This is a genomic window from Gordonia sp. (in: high G+C Gram-positive bacteria) (assembly GCF_012515855.1).
GTDB lineage: Bacteria > Actinomycetota > Actinomycetes > Mycobacteriales > Mycobacteriaceae > Gordonia.
The window spans coordinates 1-1,899 of sequence record NZ_JAAYXO010000267.1 but is presented as its reverse complement, the minus strand read 5'-3'; the positions used below and the strand labels follow the sequence as shown (position 1 = coordinate 1,899).

Here is a 1,899-nt window from a genome sequence, read left to right as displayed (position 1 = left end):
GATCCACCCGGTCGCGTCGAAGATCGAGATCCGCAAGGAAGGCAAGATCGGTCGCGTCTACTACCCGGCGCCCTACCTGACCAACGACAACCTGGAGTACTTCCAGGACGCGTACGAGATCGGCTACGAGAAGGTCATCGACACCTACGCCGCCGCCACTCAGCACGTCGACCAGGGCCTGAGCCTGACGCTGTTCTTCAAGGACACGGCGTCGACCCGCGATGTGAACAAGGCGCAGATCTACGCGTGGCGCAAGGGCATCAAGACGCTGTACTACATCCGACTGCGCCAGATGGCCCTCGAGGGCACCGAGGTGGAGGGCTGCGTCAGCTGCATGCTGTGAGTGTTACTGACGGTTACGTTTAACTGTAGAGATCCCGCGTGAAGCGTTGCTTCCCGCTCCATGTCCGACATGGAGCGGGAACGAACGCCTCACGCGGGATTTGTCGTTGCGGGGCTGTCTCGGTATGCGCCTCGCGGTCTTCGAAGAGTCCGTCTGTCACGGCCATCCCTCCTCAGTATCGTCGTGGTTTCGCTTCCCGCGTGAAGCGTTGCTTCCCGCTCCAAGTCCGACGTGGAGCGGGAGCGAACGCCTCACGCGGGAACGGTCTTTCGGGTCGGGAAGGCGGCCCGCCTACGCCAGCTGCCACGCCAGCGCCGCAGCGATCGCGCCCGCGCCGTTCGCCGCCCAATGCAGCGCGATGCAGGGGAGCAGGCTGTCGGTCTTCACTCGGAGCCAGCCGAGGACGGCACCGGCCGTGGCGGTGAAGGCGACGGCGCCGACGATGCCGAGGCTGATGCCCAGGGCTCCGGTGCCGACGGCGTCGCTGAAACCCGCGTTGCCCGCGGTGAGGCCGAGCGACGACACGACATGCCACAGTCCGAACAGTCCGGCCTGGATCGCGATCGACACGCGCGTGGAGAGGCGTCGCAGCAGTGATCCGGTGATGATGCCGCGGAACAGCAGTTCCTCGGGAATCACGGTCTGCAGTGGAATCAGGACGAAGGCGGAGAAGAGGGCCCACCGCAGACTGCTGTACGCGTCGTTCTGGAACAGTTCGCGCAACGGCGGGATGGCGATCGCGACGGCGATGCCCGCGACCACCACGAGAATGATGATCGCCGCCCATTTGCTGCCGCGGGCGTAGGTGCGGCGATCGAGCCCGAGGTCGGACGTCTTCAGTCCGGCGCCGAATGCCAGGAGCACAGCCACGCCCGCGGTGATGGTCACGAGCCATCGCGACCAGGTGTAGTGAGTGAAGTGCATCGTCGCCTCGGCGGCGAACATCGCTGCGATCAGCGCGACCAACGTGTAGTAGTTGCGGACGCGCGACTGGACCAGGCGCGCACCTTCGATGGTCGCGCGGAATCCCTCGAACAAGTCGGCCCCCTCGGCGTCGGTAGTGCCGTTGCGAGTGTATCGACAGCGAGGGTCGTCGCCTTTGTCGGATTGGTCGGGTTAGCTGCCCGCCGCGACGTTGTCGATAATGGCCACACCGATCGCCATGCCGGCCGCCATGATCCCGATGCCGATGAGCGGCCAGTAGAAGACGTACCACTTCTTGATCAGGCAGACGATGGTGCCGATCAACGGCACCACGACCGCGAGCGCCCCGCCCGCCCACACGGTGATGAACGCGGTGCCGACGAGATCCTCGCGGCAGGCGTCGCCTGTGTAGCATGAGTCAGTTGCCATCCCGAAGAACAGGCTGAAGTAGAGGCACCCGACAACGACCAGACCGAGCAACCCCCAGCCGACGACCGTCGCGACCACATCGAGGATGACCGCGGTCTGGCTGCGGCGAGGCGGCAGCGGTGCTTGCGGCGGGGGAGCGGCCCACGGTGCGGCCGGCAGCGGCGCCCAGCCGGGTGGGGGGTCGATCTGACCGGTCATCGGGG

General features: G+C 66.0%; 2 protein-coding genes and 1 pseudogene. 1 reads left to right on the top strand and 2 read right to left on the bottom strand.

Annotation, left to right across the window (positions count from 1 at the left end; genetic code table 11):
- Positions 1–343, top strand: a pseudogene (locus tag GX543_RS18235) (ribonucleotide-diphosphate reductase subunit alpha); the annotation flags it as partial.
- Positions 344–634: 291 nt separating this feature from the next.
- Here the strand turns inward: GX543_RS18235 and GX543_RS18230 are convergent.
- Both GX543_RS18230 and GX543_RS18225 read right to left on the bottom strand, forming a co-directional pair.
- Positions 635–1,381, bottom strand: a complete 747-nt coding sequence (locus GX543_RS18230) for a CPBP family intramembrane glutamic endopeptidase (RefSeq protein WP_290853982.1) — start codon at positions 1,379–1,381, stop codon at positions 635–637.
- A 78-nt stretch (positions 1,382–1,459) separates the two neighbouring features.
- Positions 1,460–1,899: hypothetical protein (locus GX543_RS18225; RefSeq protein ID WP_290853981.1), on the bottom strand; the 440-nt coding region annotated here is incomplete at its 5' end.